Here is an 18450-nt window from a genome sequence, read left to right as displayed (position 1 = left end):
GATGTCGGAGTTTAGCGTCGGCGGCATGACGAACGAACACGCGCTTCCTCGGCCTCGCCTCGACGTTCTGGTACGAGGCCACGGCCCCGCGCTCCTGCTCGCCCACGGCGCCGCCGGCAGCATCCACGGCAACTTCGGCCTGGTCCTCGACGACCTCTCCCGTGACCACACCGTCATCGGCCCGCACTACCCGGGCTCCGGCGCCACCCCGGTCGCCACGGAACCGCTGCACCTCGACGAGCTGGCCGACCAGTTGGTGGCGTCCGCCGTCACGCGGGGACACGACTCGTTCGCGGTCCTGGGCGAGTCGCTGGGCAGCGCCGTGGCGGTCCGGGCCGCCAGGCGGCACCCCCAGCGGGTCACGGCACTCGTGCTCACCGCGGGGTTCCCCGTCGCCGACCCGGTCCTGGCGTTGGCCGCCCAGCTCATCAAGACGCTGGCCCGTGCCGGTGAGTGGGCCGCCCTGGCCCGCCTGGCCTGCGTGTCGTGCCTGTCACCGGCGCGCCTGGCGGAGATCTCCCCGGCCGACCTGGACGCCATGGTGGCGCAGGCCCAGGAGGGGATGCCGCCGGGAACGGTGGACCACTTCGACCTGGTGTCGCGGGTGGACGTGCGCGAAGACCTCGCGCACGTGGCCGTGCCCACCCTCGTCGTGGCCCCGACCGGTGACCGGCTGGTCCTTCCCGACAGCTCCTACCGCCTGGCCGCCGGCATCCGCGAGGCCAAGCTCGTCGAACTCCCCGGCGCCGCGCACATTCTGGCGGAGTCCGACCGCGCGACCTGGCTGCGACTCGTCCGCGAGTTCCTCGGCACGATCGCCCCGCGCCCGGAGTGACGGCTGTCCGAGACCGAGCAGGCCAACGCATGAACACTGGTCGGCGGTGGCCCGGCTTGGCCACATTCGTGAGACTATTTCCCGCGATCAGTCTGGCGGCTTCGAGGCGTGTGAAGTCCGTCTCGGCGTGCGATCGAAAGGTTCTGGACATGCTCCGTACCCCTCTGGCCGTCCTGACCGCAGGCATCGTCGGAGCCTCCCTGCTGTCCCTGGCCGATCCGCGACCGGCCGTGGCCGCGTCCGTCCTGACCTGCTCGGCGGTCGTGCCGGTGTACGGGATCGACGGTGCGGGAAAACTGCGCTGGTACGGCCACCGCGCCGGCGCCTCCGGCGGAGGCTCCTGGGTCGCCGACAGCGGCAAGGAGATCGGCTACGGCTGGAACACGCTGGCCAAGGTGTTCTCCGGCGGCAACGGCGTGATCTACGCGGTCGACGCCGACGGAAACCTGAAGTGGTACCGCCACCTGGATCCGGCGACCGGCGAGCGCGGCTGGGCTCCCGGCGAGCGCACGGTCATCGGCAACGGCTGGGGCGACTTCGTGGCCGTCGTGTCGGCCGGCTCCGGGGTCATCTACGCCCTCGACCAGGCCGGAGACCTGCACTGGTACCGCCATCTCGCACCGACGACCGGCGAGGCCCGGTGGGCGGCGGGGAGCGGCAAGGTCATCCGTTCGGGCTGGACGGCGATCACCACCCTGATGACCGGCCGCGACGGCACCCTGTACGGCGTGAACACCAAGGGACAGGTCCGCTGGTACGACCACGCCGATCCGGTCGCCGGCGGCACCACCTTCGGCCTGGGCACGGGGCTGGTGACCGGCGAGGGCTGGAACGACTACCGCAGCCCGTCCGGCGCCGGAGCGGGAGTCGTCTACGCGCTCGACGCGTCCGGCCGGATGTGGTGGAACCACCATGCCGACCCCCTGGCAGGAGCGCCGGTCTGGCACGACCGCCGCCCCCTGAACGAAGGATTCGCCTCCTTCACCACCCTGTTCGCCGACGCCACCGCCTGCGCGCAGGGGCAGTCCTTCACCGGTTACACCCCCGGCAAGTCCGGCCAGAACCTCTACTACAGCCAGGGCCGGGTCGGCGCCGTCCTGACGGAAGGCGCCAGAACCGCCGTCACCTACGGCCAGCAGCGCAAGTTCGCCGAGCCGACGACCGAGGCGACCGTCTCGACCCGAGCCTGGGTCCGCCTGCTACCCGGCCCATGGACACCCTCCGCGCCCTGGGCGGCCGCGTGGCCGGCGGCCAACATCGCCAGGACCGACGAGGATCTGCTGGAGATCGCCACGCAGTATCTCGCGGACGCCCCCGCCCAGGTCCGCGACGGCCTGCGCTACGCGGGCGACGCCCACTACGGTCCCCTGCTCCCGGACGGCACGCGGGAAGAGGGCTCGGACTTCAACGACTACCTGGGTCTCTCATGGACCTACGACGACAGGGTCGACCCCCCAGAAGCCCGGCAGAAGGAATCGCTGGACTGTTCCGGTTTCGTGAGAATGGTCCTGGGCTACCGCGGCGGCTACCCCCTGGGCATCGGCGACACGCTGAGCAAGTCCGCGATTCCCCGCCGAGCCGTGCAGATGGCCGACGACAACGCCCCGGGGATCACCGTGATCGACGGCGGAACGGCCAAACCCACGTCCTACGCTGATCTCCAGACGGGCGACCTGCTGTTCTGGGACGCCAGCACGGACGACGGCCCGGCCATCGACCACGTCGGCATCTATCTGGGAATCGACTCCACCGGCAAGCACCGGTTCGTCTCCAGCCGTAAGACGGTCGACGGGCCGACGCTGGGCGACGAGGGCGGCTCCTCGACCCTCGACAGCGCCACGCTCTACGACCGCTCGTGGCGCAAGGCCAAACGCGCCTGACCCGAAGCCCTTGTGACAGGGCGCGGGCGGCGGCCTGTCCACCGGCTCGCGCCCTATGACGCGGTGCGCGACGTCCACCAGGCCGCCACCTGCGCCCTGGAGGTGCATCCGAGCTTGCGCAGAATCCGCTCGACGTGGCCCTCGGCCGTGCGCTGGGCGATGATCAGTCGTTGGGCGATCTTCTTGTTCGTCAGCCCCTCGGTGATCAGCTCGGCGATCTCGAGCTCTCGCGGTGTGAGCTGCTCGACGTCCGCCGTGACGCGCGGTTCGCGGGGCGACGCCTTCGCCGGTTTCGCGAGAACGCGGTCGATCGTGGCCGTGGGCGTCATCCGCGCGCCCCGCTGGTACGCCTCCTCGAACGCCGCCTCGCCCAGCGATTCACGCGCGTACTCACGGGCGTTCGCGTGTTCCTCTCCCCACGTGGCGTACCGCAGGAGAGAGATCCCCGCTTTGCCCCAGGTCGCATGCGCCGCGCCGAGGAGCCAGGCCACCGACGCCGCCTCCGTTCGCCGGGTCGCCACCCAGGACAGCGACTCCAGGCACGCACCGATGACGGTCGGGTCCTCGAAGTCGCGATTGATGTCGAGGATCTCCTTGAGCAGGCGCGTGGCCTCGTCGAGATCGCCTTGCCGGCGCCTGAGGTCGGCGAGGACCCACAGGAGATACGACTGATTCCAGCGGGCGCCCCGGCGGGCGCACTGCTCGATCACCGAACCGCAGAGTTCCACGCCCGCGTCGATCTCGCCCAGCGCGCCCAGCACGCTCGCCAGGTCCGCGGTGGCGAGCCAATGTCCCGGCAGGTCGCCCGTCACCTCGTGATGATCACGCGCCGCGCTCAAGAGGCTCCTGGCCCCCGGGTAGTCGTGGTCGCAGGCCGCGCTCAGCCCCAGGACATAGGTCGCGTACGCCCGGCTGCGGTCGTCGCCGAGCCGCTCGGCCAGGGCACGGCTCTCCTGGCCATGGCGGCGGGCGGCTTCGACGTCACCCTGGTAGAACCCCAGCCAACCGGCCAGCCACAGCCCCCGGACCCTGGCCGCGTCCGCCTCGGCGCCCCTCGGCAGGGCGGCCAGCAGGCGCTCCACGTGGCGTCTGCCCTCGCCCACCGCGTGCGCCAGCCAGAAGGGCCAGAGGTCCGCGGCGAGATGCAGGCCGCCGACGGCCTCGTCCGGAGTCGTCAGGCAGTACTCGATCGCGGCCCGGAGGTTGTGCCGCTCGGACCTGAGCCGCCGGCTCCAGTGACGCTGTTCCGACTCCGCCCATCCGGTGGTCGCCCGTGAGGCGAGCGCGCCGCACCAGTCGCGGTGCCGGGCTCTGGTCATTTCCAGCTCGCCCGACTCGTCCAGGCGGGCGCGGCCGAACTGCCGCAAGGTGTCGAGCATGCAGTAACGCACACCCGTGCTGTCGTCATCCCGGATCACGATCGACTTTTCGACGAGGCTGTGCAGCCGATCCAGCAACTCCTCCGCGGGCAGGTCGTCGTCACAGCACACCGCTTCCGCCGCCGCCAGGTCGAAGCCGCCGGCGAAGACGGTCAGCCTCGCCCACAGCGTACGGTCGAGCGGCTCCAGCAGGTCGTAGCTCCACTCGACCATCGCCGTGAGCGAGGTCTGCCGGGTGTCGTGGGCCCGGTGCCCGATCGTCAGCAGCTTGAACCGATCGTCAAGCCGGGCGGCGATCTGCTCCACGGACAGTGAGCGCATCCGAACCGCGGCCAGTTCGATGGCGAGGGGGATCCCCTCGAGATCGCGGCACAGACGTGCCACCGCCGGGCACGTGTCGGCCTCCAGCCGGAACTCCGGGAAGACCGCCTGTGCCCGGCTGACGAACAGGCTGACGGACTCGTAGCGCGCCAGGACCTCGGCGGGCTCTCCTGCCGAGGGCTCCAGCGGCACCGTGAGCGGCGGGACCTGGAAGATCTGCTCACCCTCCAGGCCGAGCGGCTGACGGCTGGTCGCGAGGATCCGAAGACCCTCGGACGCCCGGAGCAGCGTGCGGGCGAGCTGGGCGCAGCCGTCGACCAGATGCTCGCAGTTGTCCAGGACCAGCAGCCCTTGCCGTCCGGCAGGATGGCCGGTCGCCGGTTCTGTCCGTGCCGTTCCCGTCCGCGACGTGGTGGACACGTCGGGAAGGCCCATCGCCGCGGACACCGTCTGCGGGAGGAGACTCGGGTCCGTCAGCGCGCTGAGGTCGACGTACCAGACGCCCCCGGGGAACGCCCGGTGCCGTTTACGCGCCGTGTGCAGCGCGAGCCGCGTCTTGCCGATGCCGCCGGGACCTGTCAGGGTCAGCAGCCTGCTCGACTCGAGCAGGCGACGGACCTCGGTGGCCTCCTTGCGGCGGCCGATGAAGGGGGTCAGTTCGGCGGGGAGCACGCGACTCGACCGTGAGATGCCGCCACCAGCTCGTGTCCTCCTGTCCGGGACCCTTTGTCCAATCCGGCGATTGTAGTTCGGGGTCGCGGGCGGCGGATCCGGTGCAGGTCGGGCTTCCCGTCGTGCGGTGCTTCCCGCCCGGGTCAGGCCGGTCGCTTGACCGCCTCGAACGCGCTCGGCAGGCCGTCGGCGCCGTGGCCGAGGGCGACCGCACGGGTGATGACGGACTTGAAGAACTCCGGCACGTCAACACCTATGCCACGGGCACGGCTGGTCTCGATCAGGCGGTTCATCGCGTTCAGGTGGATTTCGAGGGTCTCTTCGTCGCTCGGATACCTGCCCTCGTCGACCTGCCTGGCGACCTCGTGGAAGACCGCTTCGATGGACCTGAGGAACTGAATGGCGACGGGGAGGAACGTCGACGCCTTGCTCCCCTCGGTGCCGACCAGGGAGAAGGCGTGGAAATAGCCGCTCAGGACCCCCCATTCCACGCCGAGCAGGCTCGAGTCGTACAGCGAGGCCATACCGTGATCGGCTCCGAGGTAGGACGTGGCGCCGCCCAGGAGGTTCAGCATCTCCCGCTCGGCCGCGAACACCGCCTCTGAGCCACTGTAGAAGAGAACGGCCTCAGACCCCCCGACACCGCTCGGCGTGGCCATCACAGCCCCGTCGAGATAGTGGACGCCGCGCTCGGCCGCCCACGTGGCCGCCTCGCGGGCCTGTTCGGGAGTGCCCGTGCTCAGGTGTACGAGATGTCTCCCCGAGAGGGCATCACCGACTGACTCCAGCACCTCGTACGCGGCCGGGTAGTCCGTCACGCAAACGATCACCGTCGGGCTCGCCGCGACGGCGTCGCGAACGGTCGCGGCTCGGGTCGCCCCCAAGGACACCAGCTCGTCGGCCTTCCCGGCGGTGCGGTTCCATACGGTGGTCGGGTGCCCGTTCTTCACCAGGACCCGAGCCAGCGCCGAGCCCATCAGGCCGAGACCGATGACGGTGACCGGTGAGCGATCGTTGTGGGCCATCACAGTGCCCTCCCCCTAGCTTCAAGCGACAGAGATGGCATGCCTGTCCATCTCGCTTCCTCTCGGACACACGAACCGGGCCGACGCGGCATCTCCCCGCGAGCGCCTCGCGGGGACGCGCCACGGCCGACGTCGGCTCACGCGTTCGCCGAACAGTCTGGGCGACCTGGCGTCGCGGCGTCAGGGGAGAAATCCCCGACTTCCCCGTGTTCCCCGTGTTCCCCATGAAGTCGCTCCACAGCCGTGGTCCCACCGGCCTTGGCAAGGCCGGTGGGACCACGTTCTCGCGACCGCCCTCCGGGTTCCGGCGGTCGTCGTTCCCTGTTACCGGAGGTAGTAGGCGCGGATCACGGTCTGATCGATGCCGTTGCCCTGACCGTCGTCGGCCTTGACCCGCAGCCCGACGAACCCGTTGTGCTTCCTCGGCGGATTGATCGTTGGTTCGACCAGGCCCTTGGACCCGGCCTTGCCGTCGAAGACGGGCTGCCAGGTCGCCCCGTCATCGAAGGTCGCCCACACCTTGACCGCCCACTTCGCCGGCGCCGCCGGGCCGCCGCGCTGGTAGCCGATCTGGATCGGCGCCTGGTGCCGCCTGGCCGGTACGGCGTTGTTCAGATCCACCGGCAGCCGGTATTCGGTCATGACCAGCGGGATCCGGGTGTCCGGGTCGGGGTTGTGGTTCAGCGACCACTCCGTGCTCGTACGGGTCGACAGCGGATACGGGTCCAGCGTGGTGTCCACCACGACGCGGTACGAGCCAGGCTCCTTGATGTGGCACTCGGCGGGCCCGAAAGCCTTGGGGAAGCTCGGCGTGTCGCAGAGCTGCCGGTCACCGCGGTAGATCCGGGTTCGGTTGGTGACATTCTTGCCCCAGAACCACAGCCCGCCGGAGCCCTCGCCGGCGCCGAGAACGGGGTCGGTGTAGTCGCCCACGCCGTGCCGCCAGTAGAGTCCGGCCCAGCCGTGCGTGGCGAACGGCAGGTCGAGTGTCCGTTGCGGCACCATCGGCGCCTTCATCAGGTTACGGGTGACCTGCTGGCCCGCGGCCACCGCCGGTCTGAACCCGGCCGCGGTCCACCTGCACTGCGCCGGAGCCGGCAGCTCGCGGGTGACGGAGCAGTGGCTGTCCGTCAGCTTCTCCGCGCCGGGCATCACGTACTCCGTCCGGACGAGCGGCAGCGTTCCCGCCGTGATCCGGGGCCCGACGCCGAACCGCACGTTGTCTTCTCCCGGCTCTCCCGGGTAGGCGGCATGGAAGCGGGTCGTCACCGTGGCCAGGCTGTCCTGGGCGATCGTGTAGACCGGATCGGCGACCGCCTGTGCCGGGCTGGACTGGACCTGGTAGTCATATGCCGCCGGAGTGTTCGAGTCGGCCCTCAGCTTCGCCGGCCGCTTGGCGGCCAGCTTCGCCAGGGCCGCACCGTCCGCGGTCGAGACCACGGTCACCCAGATCTTGTGGTCCCAGGCGGCGTATCTGACCGGCGAGCCGGCATCGACCGCGAGGACCACTCCCACCGCCCCCGCCTCGGTCGCGGCCCGGACCTCGTCATCGATCAGGGCGAGGAGCGCGTCGTCCTCGCCGTCCGTGCGAGGCTTCTCCCTGATCAGCGCGACCTTGCCGCGCAGATCCGCCCCGGCCGGCGACCGCGGGCTGCCGTCACCGGCGTCGACCAGCACGATGTCCCCATCGGTGGGGAGCTTCTTCCGGCAGCCGATGCAGGTCCAGTTGTCCGTGTAGACGGCCTGCTCGTCCCGGGGAAGAAACGCCGGGATTCGCTGCCGGCTGTCGCCGCTGCGCAGCTCCAGGGGCTGGGGGACACGGATCGATGCGTATTTGACGGTCACCCCGGCCGGCTGCGGCCCGAGGGCCTGGTAGAGCCCGTAACCTTGACCGACGAATTCCGAGTACTCGACGTCCCCGTCGGCGTACGTGACCGTGGTCGCCTCGTTGATCGAGGGACGATCGGTGCGGATCTGGAATTCTCTGGCCTGCCGGGTGTCGATGGGCAGCTCGCGGTCCTGGTCGTGCCGCACCGTCCAACCGGCGAATATCGCGATCCGGTCGAGGAACTGCCCGACGCTGCCGGAGATGCGATAGGTGTCCGCGGGCAGGTCGGCGACGACCCCGCTCTGCATGTTGACCCACTTGTCGCGCCACCACTCGCCCTCGTCGAAGTACTGCACCCACAGGCTCGAGACGTCGCCGCCCTTGGCGATGGCGAGGGAGCGAAGCGGGTCAGGGGCGTTGCCCGCCATGTCGGTGGCGTTCACGACCAGCTTGTGGCGTTCCGGGTCGTGGGTGAAGCTCAGCGTGGTCGCCACCTTGACGCCACCGGGTCCGTCGGCGGTCAGCCTGCCGTAGAAGGTGCCGGTCGGGGTGCGGGTGTTGTCGATCTTGACCGTCGCCGTGGCGGTGCCGCCGGCCGGCACGCTCACCTGGGCGGGCTCGACCTCGACCGCCCCCTCCGGCGGCGTCCAGTCGGTCTGGCCTCTGAAGTACTCGACCGTCGTGCCGGTGTTCGGCTGCCAGAACTGGCTGGTCAGGTCCAGGGTCACCGGCGCGTCGCCGCTGTTGGTGTAGGTGATCGTGCCGGTCTGGGTCTCGGACGGGAACTGGTCGACCCCCAGGTTGAGTATCCCGGTGGCGTGCAGGTTCTGGGTCACCGCGCGGCCGACGTCGACCAGCCCGGCGCCCTGCACCCAGGCGAACTCCTCGTTGGGGGTGGCGGTGCTGGTCAACGCGTCGCGGATCTGCTGCGCGGTCCAGTCGGGGTGCCGCTGCCGTACGATGGCCGCTGCCGCCGCCACGTGCGGCGCCGCCATCGACGTACCACTGATCCGCATGTAGCCGTTGCCGTCGCAGACCGGGTCGGTCGAGCAGATGACGTTGTCGTCGTTGTTCGCGCTGGCCGCCAGGATGTCGGTGCCGGGCGCGGAGATCTCGGGCTTGATCGCGAAGTCTCCGGCGCGCGGGCCCCACGAGGAGTAGGCGGCCCACGAGGCGCCGTCGCGGGACTTGGCCGCCACCGCCAGCGCCTCGTCGGCCACCGCCGGGGTGCCGACCGCGTGGACGACGGGCCCGGTGTTGCCGGCGGAGGTGACGAACAGGGCGCCGGTGCGCCGGCTGATCTCGTTCAGGGCCTGGGACATCGGGTCCGTGCCGTCGGTGCAGCAGCCGCCGAGGCTCATGTTGACGATCTTGGCCTTGCCGGCCGCCCACTCCATGCCGGCGATGATCCAGGAGTCGTACCCGCCGCCGTCGTCGTTGAGCACCTTGCCGTTGAACAGGCCCGCCTTCGGCGCGGTGCCCGCGTTCTTCCCGTCGGACCTGGCACCCGTCCCGGCGATGATCGATGCCACGTGCGTGCCGTGCCCGTACCGGTCGGTCGGGCTGTCCCCGCCCGGCTGGTCGGCCGGTACGAAGTTCTGTGCCTCGATCACCTTGCCCGCGAGGTCCGCGTGGCCGGCGTCGACCCCGGTGTCCAGCACCGCCACCGGCACCCCGGCACCGTCGAGCCCGGCCGTCCACGCCTTGTCCGCGCCGATCGCCGCCCGGGACACGTCGTCGGACGCCTTGACCTTGCCGTCCAGCCAGACCTTCTTGATCTGGGGGGCCATCGTCAACGGCGCGGCGGCCCCGGACCTGGCTCCCTTCACCGGTTCGGTGACCGCGGACCAGAACTTCGTGCCCTGCTTCCTGTCCACGCCCATCGCGACCGCGCCCGCGATCGGCAGCCGGCGCCTGACCTGCGCACCGTCCACCGGGTCTGTGGGAGGCTGGGCGCCGTCGGGGACCTCGTAGTCCACGATCAACGGCAACTGCTTGATCTTGTCATCGGTGTACCCGTCGCGGACCAGCAGCGACAGGTTGAACAACCGCACGTCGAGCTGCCCCGCCGCGAGCAGCGGAGCCGCCACCCCCGGTAAGGCGAACAGCTCGTCGCCCTGGGTGATGATCCGCACATCGCCCTGTGGCCCCACATCGGTCACCACCTGGGCCGTGCTGTCCTTCCCTTTCCCGCTCACCCGCACCACGTCACCGGTCACCAGCGTGACCAGGTGCGAGTCACCCGCCGTGGGGCCGTCAGGACCCGGCTGCGCGGCGCCGCCGAGCGGCGGACCGGCCTGTACCTGAGCGGAGACCCCAGGCGGTGCCAGTACGGACAGCGCCAGAACGCCTGACAGGCCGCAGGCGAGCAACAGCCCGCCCCGCCTGCCGATTCGCATCGATCGCATGAAAATTCCTTCAGTCGAGAACACGGAGAACTTCGCGGCGGCACCCGACGACCGGCGTCGCGTTCCACCACTCACAGCACTCGGACAGAGGTCACGCCGGCACCCATCCGTCACCGTCGTGCGTCTCACCCGTCCCCGGCGTGTCCGGGGACGGGTCGCCGGGCGATGGCACGGCCGGGTCGTCGGTTCGCCGGGATTCAGGAGCGTCGCCGGCGTGGCCGGTCACGTCCTGCGTGCAGGGATCAGGAGACACGGGCCCGGTGGGGGTCCGTGGCGTAGCTGGATCGGTCGTGCTCATGCCGACACCATGCACAGCGGGACGATCGCAGACCTATGGTCCGTCTGTACCATTCGCGCGGTTCGAGGCCGCGAGGCGAACCGCGAGGGCCATGCGGGAGTGCACCCCGAGCTTGGACATCGCCGCCGCGAGCTGCTTGCGAACGGTGTTGGGCGACACGAACAGCTCCGCCGCGATCTCCTTGTTGGTCCGGCCCCTGCTCGCCAGCTCCGCCACGTCTCGCTCACGTGGCGACAGCTCGGTTCCGTACGCCGGACGCCGCCCGCCGCGCTGGCGGGACGGCAGGGAGATGCCGTACCGGCGAGCCAGGTTCGCCGCCCGTCCCCGGTCCCAGGTCGCGCCCAGCCGCTCATAGACCGTCACCGCGACGCGCAACGGGTCACCGGCCTCCGCGGCGCGGCCCGCCTCGGCCAGGCAGCGGGCGGCCCGCTCCGCCGCCTGGGCGGCCTCGTACGGGGCCCGCGCGGCCTCGTACAGCGTCGCGGCCGCGAGGAACTCGTCGGCGGAAGAGGTGAGAACCCCGCGCGCATGACGAACGGCGGCCGGCGCCAGCGGCGCGTCCAGACCGCGAACCTGCCGCTCCACGCGGTCGACCAGGTCGGCGGCCCGGCCAGGTTCGCCGGCCGCCACCAGCACCTCCACGGCGGACGGGAGCAGACGACCGGCGGGAGCCCAGACCCCCTTGGCCGCGAGCACCTCCAGACACCGGTTCACCTGGTCCACGGCCTCCTCGACGTCGCCGCGGAACAGGGCGACCCGGCTGAACGCCGCCACCGCGATCGGCAGCAGCAGGAAATCGACCGGCCTCTCCGCCGCGCCGAGCACCTCGGACAGCCGCCGCCGCGCGTCGTCGACCTCGCCGTGCGCCAGAGCCAGGCAACCGGCCACCAACTGCACGTCCACCCCGACCTCCGAGGTGAGGGAGTCGGACAGCTCGCCGACCAGCGTCGCGATCTCGGCCGCCAGCCCTTCCCACTGCCCGCGGCAGTAGGCCAGCAGCACCGAGCTGGCCTGCAGCGCGAGTTCGAGCCGCCTGTTCTCCTGCGCCATCGGGGCGTCGAGGCCCTTGCCGAGCAGTCGTTCCGCGAGGTCCAGGTGCCCTGCCCAGCACGCGGAGGCGCCGATGGACCACAGGGCGGCCACCTCCCGGCGCTGCCGAGCGGCCCCGCCGACGCGCTCCATGACCCGGTCCGCCAGGCCGCGCCAGGCCGGATCTCCGTACACGACCAGGGACATGCCGACCTTCCCCAGCACGAAGGTCTCGAGCTGGGGATCGTCGAACTCGGTGACCAGCCGGACGGCCCTGCCGAACCACTTCAGGTCCTCGGCCAGCGGGACCGTCAGCGGGGACATCACGCCGAGCCCGAGCATGGCCCTGGCGCGCAGGTCGGAGCGGTCGACCAGGTCGTCGACCGCGCCGGCGAGCAGGCGGAGCTGGCGCGGCGGGTCGTCACCGCACTGGTTCAGGGCGATCGCCAGCCACAGCCGCAGCTCGCCGCGGAGCTGACGGGGCAGTTCCTCGTCGAGCGCCGCGGTCAGCAGATCGACGACGTCGCCGGCCCTGAGGGTCTCCTCGACGGCGCGGCCCAGCTTCACCGCGAGCCGGCCGCGCCGTACGGGTTCGAGCGCCGCCGTACGCAGGACGTCCTCGAGCAGGCGAACGGCCTCCACCTCATTCGCCAGTCCGACGGCGTGATCAGCGGCCAGTTCCGCGGCGTGTGCCCAGTCGTCGAACCGGCCGGCCTGCTTCAGGTGATGGGCGACCTGGCCGAGCGGAACCGGGACCAGCGCACGCAGGGCATGAGCGACCCGCCCATGGAGTTCGCGGCGGCGCGGCCCCGACATGTCGTCATAGACGGCCTGGGCGGCCAACTGGTGCCGAAACCCGATCAGGCCGTCGTGCTCGACGAGCAGCCCCGAGCCGAGGGCGTCCTCGGTGGCGCGCTCGTCGACCGCCGCCCCATCCGCCAGCACGTCCGGCACGACCGGCACCTGGACCACCGCGGCCGCCTGGACCAGCCGCTGCGCCGCGTTCGGCAGCCTGGCGACCCGTTCCAGGGTGGGGTCACGGATCCCGGTCGGCACCTCCAGCGTGTCCAGCGCCTTGCGCTCCCACCGCCCGCCGTGGCGGACCAGCATGCCGCGGGCACGGATGAGCGCCAGCACCTCCTCCACGGCCAGCGGCAGCCCCGAGGTCCGCTCCCACAGATAGCCGGCGAAGTCCGCCGACACCGTCTGGCCGTCCAGGATCGCCGCCACCATGTCGCCCGTGCGCTCCCTGTCCAGCAGCCCCAGGCGGACCCGCTCGCGGCGGACGCCGGCCGGGACCCTGGCCGTCAGCGCGCGAACCGCGGGCACCGTCGGCTCCTCGACCCGATGCGTCACCACCAGGGCCAACCGCGGCGGCAACTGCGACACCAGGTAGGCGACGAAGTCGCAGGTCTGCTCGTCGGCCCAGTGCAGGTCCTCCACCACCAGCACCGTCGGGCCAAGGCAGGCGAGCACCTCGACCAGGCCGCGAAACACCCGATGCCGCTCCGCGTCGCGATCGTCCAGCGGCTCCGGCATCGGCGGCAGTACGTCGGCCAACTCCGGCAGCAGCGGACGCAACGCCCCCGCCACCGCACCCAGCCGCGCGCCGTCAAGCTCGTCCCGCAGCCCGCGCACCGCCTCGACCAGCGGACCCAGCGGGAACAGCTCACGGATCGGGTGACACCGGCCCACCAGCCGACGCGACTCCGCGACGTCGGGACGGCCCAGCAGCTCGGTCACCAGGCGGGTCTTGCCCACCCCCGCCTCGCCCTCCACCGCCACCACCACCGGCGGCGCCAGCATCGCCGCCACCACGGTGTCGAGCTCGGCTTCCCTCCCCACCAGAACCGGTGACGTCAGCAGCCGCGGGGCGGCACCAGTAGCTCCAGCATCCAGCTCGTTGACCATGAGTCCTCGACATGATCGGACCGGCCTTCAAGCATCAGCGCAGCGGCGGCGGACCGTCAAGAATCGGCCGCTCCCCACGCCCGGGGACACACCCGGCCCTGAGCACGGGTCCGCGGCACAAATACCAGGTCAACCGGGGTCGGTGTGGGGCCGGGCCAGGCGTCGGCGACGCCGAACTGTTCCACCGCAGGACATCGTTCACCGTGAGTCGTTCACCGGTTGGCTGCGAACCGCCGTCGCGGGTCGGTCAGGAGACGCGGGTCGCCCTCTCCGCCGTCCTGCGGAACTCCGTGCCGTCCCACTTGACCAGATCCGGGCGGCAGTCGGGGGCGGCCATGCTCAAGCGTGGGATGAGAGCGCCCCGACCGTCTCCGCGCTCCTGAGCGGGGTCGGTACGGTGGTTCAGTCGAGGAGCTCGACGTATCCGTCGGTGCCGTGAACGCGGATCCGCTGCCCGTCCCTGATCAGCCGGGTGGCCTGCGCCACACCCACGACGGCCGGCAAGCCGTACTCACGCGCGATCACCGCCCCGTGCGTCATGAGGCCGCCCACCTCCGTCACCAGTCCGGCGACGGTGACGAACAGAGGGGTCCAGCTCGGGTCGGTGTAGGCGGTGACCAGGATGTCGCCCGCCTCGAGCTGGGCCCGCGCCATGTCCATGACGACCCGGGCCCGGCCCTCGACGGCCCCGGCCGAGACCGGGAGCCCGGCCAGCGCGCCGGGCGGGAGGTCGTCACGCAGGTACCGGCCGCTGATGGCCTCGCCGTCCGAGGTGAGGACCCGGGGCGGTGTGAGCCCCTCGTACGACCGGAACGCCTCCCGCCTGTCGCGAACGAGTTCGGCGTCCGCGTCGCCGGTGCGTACGACGTCCTGCAGTTCCTGGAACCGGAGGAAGAAGATGTCATCCCGCTCGCGCAGGGTGCCCGAACGGACCAGGCGATCGGCCTCCCGCAGCAACGCCTGCTTGTAGCTGAAGTAGCGGCTGATCATGCCGTACTTGGGGTACTCCCGGTATCCGGCGAAGGTGCGGACGCGGTCGATCATCCGCTTGGTCTCCTCGGCCTTCTGCTCGCCGTCGGGCAGGGCGCGCAGTCGCGTCAGCAGTTCCTGTTCCTTCCGCCGGGACTCCTGGAGTCCCTGTTCGAAGTGTCGCTTGCCGGCGCCCGGCTCGAAGTTCTGGACGTTGCCGAGGATGGCGGGCACGAGCGTGGCGGGACGCTCGCTCCAGCGCGTCCTGGTGATGTCGATCTCGCCCGCGCAGCGCATGCCGTACTCGTCGAGGTAGCCCCGGATGGCGTCACGCGCTTCCCGGCCGCCGGGCAGCCCGGCCAGCTCGTCCAGGAAGCCGTCGTCCTCCCGGCCTTCGTCCACGACCCGGTGCAGGAACGTCACGACGTCCGCGTGCGGCCGGATCGTGTCCGCGACGTCGAGGAGCGCCAGCCCCATCTCCGACGTGACATTGTGCGGGACGGACTGCGTGAGCGCGTCGGCCGCGTTCTTCTCGCCCAGCCACGCCTCGATGTGGTCGTTGAGCCACCAGGTCGCCTCCATCGCCGCCATGATCACCTGGCTGCTCCGCGGAGCGAACAGGAGGCGCTTCAGCTCCGCGAGGTCGGCCAGGATGAAGTCGAGCAGCGCGGGCCCGGACAGGCTCTGGATCTTGTCCCGCAGGGTGGCGACGGACGCCTGAACGTCCCGGATCAGTTGGGTGACGACGGCCGGATCGGTCTCGATCGGGGCGGGCGGGTCGGCGGCGGGCGCGGTGCCGGAGTCTTCCCCCGGAAGCGAGCGGACGAAGTCGCCGCGGTCGAGGACGGTCTGCAGCGCGTCCCGGACGAGCGGGTCGGCCCTCCCCATGGTCCCGATGAGGGTCGCGCGGCCCGCGGGCGTCGCCAGGACGGGGGCCACGTCGACGAACAACCGCCCGCCCGCCTCGTGCATCGGCCGCGGGGTCGTCAACTGCCACAGGGAGAGCCCCAGAGGCTTCATCGCGTCGGTCATCATCTGCTGGTGACCGACGGAGACGTAGACGTGGTTCTCCTGGTCGTCGGTCGCGGGGACGGGGAACAGGGTGGTGATCGGCCGGCTCTGGACGATGTGGAAGTCGTCGCCGGTCAGGCACCATTCGATGTCCTGGGGCCGGCCGAAGTGCGCTTCGATGCGCCGGCCCAGCCGCACCAGGCGTACGACCTGCGTCTCCGTCAGAGCCGGTTGCGTCTGCCGCCGCGGCTCGACCGGCGCGTCCTGGGTGCCGCCTTCCGGCGACGCCCGTACGAGCCGCGGCTTGGTGGCGACCGCTGTGGTGACGACCTGGTCGTCGCGCACCGTGTAGACGTCCCCGGCGACCAGGCCGGAGACGAGCGCCTCGCCGAGCCCCCAACCGGCTTCCACGGTGGCGACCTTCCGGTTCGAGGTCACGGGGTCCGCGGTGAAGAGGATCCCGGCCGCGTCCGGGAACACCATCCGCTGGACGACCACGGCCATCCGCGCCTTCCGTTGGTCGAAGCCGTTGCGGCACCGGTAGGTCACCGCCCGCTCGGTGAACAGCGAGGCCCAGCACCGCCGGACGTGCCGAAGGATCGCCGCCAGGCCCACGACGTTCAGGTACGAGTCCTGCTGGCCCGCGAAGGACGCGGTCGGCAGGTCCTCGGCCGTCGCGCTGGAACGTACCGCGTAGGAAGCCTGCTCCCCGAGCCGGGCGAGCGCTTCGCCGATCGCCGCCACGAGATCGTCGGGAATCTCCACGCCCTCGACGACGCGGCGGATCTCGGCGCTCACCGTGCTGATCGCCGCGCGGTCGTCCGGTCCCACGCGCGCCAGCAGGTCGAGCTGGGCGTCGATCGACGGCGCCGCGGCCACGACCCGCTGGAAGGCGTCCGTCGTGACGCAGAAGCCGTCCGGCACGCGGATGCCATCGAGGTGCGACAGCTCGCCCAGGTGCGCTCCCTTTCCGCCGACGTCCGCGAGGTTCGTCGAGTCGATTTGCTGGAAACCCATCACGTAGCCCAATTCCGATGCCCCATCGTTCGTCGGGTCGGTTCGCAACGGGCAGTATGGAGCACTTTTCGAGGCCTCATGAGGCGCGCGAGTCTGATATAAGGTGAAAGTGGAGGGGAGTGGTGGGCGCAGCCTCCCCGACGTGCCCCGGCCGATCGTGCGTCCCGCTCATTTCCAGGTGCGGTCGAGGAAGTCGGCGATGAGTGGCGCGATCCGCGGCAGGTGGTCTTCGAGGGCGAAATGGCCGGTGTCGAAGACGTGGAGTTCGGCATCGGGGACATCGCGTAGATAGGCGTGCGCGCCGGGCTCCGGGAAGAACGGGTCGCCGGCGCCCCAGGTGATGAGCGTGGGCGGCCGGTGCTCGCGCAGCCAGGTTTGCCAGGCGTCGTAGCGTTCGACGTTGGAGTGGTAGTCGAACGCCAGCGTGACCTGGGCCTGCTTGCGTCCGGGCAGGTCGAGGAAGTGCTGGTCGAGCGTCCAGCCGTCCGGGGCGATCAGCTCGGGGTCGGTGACGCCGGTCTCGTACTGGCCGCGCGTTCCCTCGGGTGTGAGCAGGCCGCGGATCGTCTCCTCGGCACCTGGCCGGCCGGGGCGCAGCGCGATGAAGTCGCGTGCGCCGTCCGACAGGCCGTCGGCGTAGGCGTTGCCGTTCTGGACGACCAGGCCGGCGATCCACTCGGGATGACGCTCGGCGAGCCGGAAGCCGACCGGTGCGCCGAAGTCGAAGACGTACATCACGAAGTGGGTCAGGCCGAGCCGCTGGACGAAGCCTTCGGTGATGTCGGCGAGCCGGTCGAAGGAGTAGGTGAAGTCGTCGGGGGCCTGGGTGTGCCCGAAGCCGGGGTAGTCGGGGGCGACGAGCCGGTAGTGGCCGCCGAGCACGTCGATGAGACGGCGGAACTGGTGCGACGCGGAGGGAAATCCGTGCAGGAGCAGCAGCACGGGCGCGTCGGCGCGGTCGGGGAGCGATTCGCGGTAGAAGACGCGGACACCGTCGACGTCCACCTGCCGGTGGACGGTCCGGGCAATCGGAGGGAGCAGCATCTAATGCCTTTCCGTCGGGAAGATACGTTACATCTTGCGATCCTCTGACTAACGTGTCAATCCGGGGAAGTAGTATTAGATATGTGAGTGTCATCGTCCCACTGACCGGAGAGCCCCTGGCCCTGGATCTGGTCAACACCCGTACGGCCGTCGGTGATCTTCTCGCCACCGCCGATGACCTGCGTGCCTGGCTGGAACTCCAGGTGGGACGGCTGCCGGACGGGCAGGCGGCGGCCGATCCCTGCCCCGACGACCTCGCCGCGGTGCGTGCCGTGCGCGAGCACACGGCCGACGCCCTGCACCGCCTCCTACGAGGTGAACCTCCTGCCGAGGCCGACCTCGCGGCGCTCAACGACATCCAGCGCGCCGCGCCCGCCATCAGCGAGCTGACCTGGAACGGCTCGGCGATCACCGCCGAGCGTCGCCGCACCGGCCCGATCGGCGCGCCGCTGGCCGCCTGGCTCGCCGAGGCGGCCGCCGACCTCCTCTCCGACCCGGCGGTCACCAGGATCCGGCAATGCGCGGCCGACGACTGCGTCCTGCTGTTCCTGCCCGCCCATCCGCGCCGCCGCTGGTGCTCGGCCGCCCGCTGCGGCAACCGGGTCCGCGTCGCCCGCCACTACCAACGCCACAAGACCGGCTGACCGACACCACCCGATCCCGGTCAGGCGACCCGAGCGGCGGCGGCTCGGGGCGGGCGGCGAGCCACCAGAGGGCGGCGGCGGTCAGGACTCGGTGCACGTCGTCGGCAGGGACGAGCCGGATCTCGAAGGTGGCGGCGCCCGCCCGGCCCCGCGGACCAAGCTCGGGCCGGGCGGGCGTC

At 71.1% G+C, this 18450-nt stretch carries 9 protein-coding genes; 3 read left to right on the top strand and 6 right to left on the bottom strand.

Translation table 11 applies throughout. The features are described from left to right. The first annotated feature begins 25 nt into the window (after positions 1-25). The gene (locus tag ACZ6S0_RS16525; protein ID WP_465917742.1) at positions 26-835 is read left to right on the top strand and encodes an alpha/beta fold hydrolase; all 810 of its coding nucleotides are present in this window, start codon (positions 26-28) and stop codon (positions 833-835) included. A 149-nt stretch (positions 836-984) separates the two neighbouring features. After that, positions 985-2715 (top strand): tachylectin-related carbohydrate-binding protein, encoded by a 1731-nt coding sequence (locus tag ACZ6S0_RS16520; RefSeq protein WP_465917738.1) that lies wholly within the window; start codon positions 985-987, stop codon positions 2713-2715. Between the two features lie 53 nt (positions 2716-2768). Here ACZ6S0_RS16520 and ACZ6S0_RS16515 read toward each other — a convergent pair whose 3' ends face one another. From ACZ6S0_RS16515 to ACZ6S0_RS16490, 6 genes are all read right to left on the bottom strand, one after another. Beyond that, complete coding sequence (locus tag ACZ6S0_RS16515) at positions 2769-5087, bottom strand: ATP-binding protein (protein WP_465917734.1); 2319 nt, start codon at positions 5085-5087, stop codon at positions 2769-2771. A gap of 143 nt (positions 5088-5230) precedes the next feature. Then, complete coding sequence (locus tag ACZ6S0_RS16510; protein WP_465917732.1) at positions 5231-6112, bottom strand: NAD(P)-dependent oxidoreductase; 882 nt, start codon at positions 6110-6112, stop codon at positions 5231-5233. A 324-nt stretch (positions 6113-6436) separates the two neighbouring features. Then, a complete protein-coding gene (locus ACZ6S0_RS16505; protein ID WP_465917731.1) occupies positions 6437-10348 on the bottom strand; it encodes a S8 family peptidase in 3912 nt (1303 codons plus the stop codon). A 331-nt stretch (positions 10349-10679) separates the two neighbouring features. Then, positions 10680-13586, bottom strand: a complete 2907-nt coding sequence (locus ACZ6S0_RS16500) for a helix-turn-helix transcriptional regulator (protein ID WP_465917730.1) — start codon at positions 13584-13586, stop codon at positions 10680-10682. A gap of 402 nt (positions 13587-13988) precedes the next feature. Next, the gene (gene rph, locus ACZ6S0_RS16495) at positions 13989-16583 is read right to left on the bottom strand and encodes a rifamycin-inactivating phosphotransferase (protein ID WP_465917729.1); all 2595 of its coding nucleotides are present in this window, start codon (positions 16581-16583) and stop codon (positions 13989-13991) included. Positions 16584-16751: 168 nt separating this feature from the next. Beyond that, the gene (locus tag ACZ6S0_RS16490; RefSeq protein WP_465917728.1) at positions 16752-17627 is read right to left on the bottom strand and encodes an alpha/beta fold hydrolase; all 876 of its coding nucleotides are present in this window, start codon (positions 17625-17627) and stop codon (positions 16752-16754) included. 83 nt (positions 17628-17710) lie between these two features. On the opposite strand from ACZ6S0_RS16490, the gene ACZ6S0_RS16485 reads away from it, so the two are divergent. Continuing rightward, positions 17711-18271 carry a CGNR zinc finger domain-containing protein gene (locus ACZ6S0_RS16485; RefSeq protein ID WP_465917727.1) on the top strand — a complete coding sequence of 187 codons (561 nt, stop codon included), beginning with the start codon at positions 17711-17713 and terminating at the stop codon, positions 18269-18271. Positions 18272-18450: the final 179 nt, after the last annotated feature.

The organism is Nonomuraea sp. NPDC051298 (assembly GCF_055586305.1).
This window is presented reverse-complemented; position numbering and strand designations above follow the sequence as displayed.